Origin of the sequence: Marinomonas phaeophyticola, assembly GCF_026966905.1 — a bacterium.
Taxonomy (GTDB): Bacteria; Pseudomonadota; Gammaproteobacteria; order Pseudomonadales; family Marinomonadaceae; genus Marinomonas; species Marinomonas phaeophyticola.
In genome coordinates this window covers 1-577 of record NZ_JAPUBN010000022.1, presented here as the reverse complement: position 1 = coordinate 577, position 577 = coordinate 1, and the positions used below count along the sequence as shown (strand labels likewise).

Annotated in this window: 1 rRNA gene; it reads left to right on the top strand. The window is 50.3% G+C overall.

Annotated features, from left to right (window positions below):
* A 23S ribosomal RNA gene (locus O1D97_RS18320) occupies positions 1–577 on the top strand; the annotation flags it as partial.

Below are 577 nucleotides of genomic sequence, written 5' to 3'. Positions count from 1 at the left end.
TGGGTAACACTAACTGGAGGACCGAACCCACATCCGTTGAAAAGGCTGGGGATGACTTGTGGATAGGAGTGAAAGGCTAATCAAGCTCGGAGATAGCTGGTTCTCCTCGAAAGCTATTTAGGTAGCGCCTCGTATCTCACCATTGGGGGTAGAGCACTGTTTGGGCTAGGGGGTCATCCCGACTTACCAACCCCATGCAAACTCCGAATACCAATGAGTGCAATTACGGGAGACACACGGCGGGTGCTAACGTCCGTCGTGGAAAGGGAAACAACCCAGACCGTCAGCTAAGGTCCCAAAGTTACAGTTAAGTGGGAAACGATGTGGGAAGGCTTAGACAGCTAGGAGGTTGGCTTAGAAGCAGCCATCCTTTAAAGAAAGCGTAATAGCTCACTAGTCGAGTCGGCCTGCGCGGAAGATATAACGGGGCTAAAACTGTACACCGAAGCTACGGATGCAAGATTTATCTTGCATGGTAGAGGAGCGTTCTGTAAGCCGTTGAAGGTCAAGCTGTAAGGCAGGCTGGAGGTATCAGAAGTGCGAATGTTGACATGAGTAACGATAAGGGGAGTGAAAA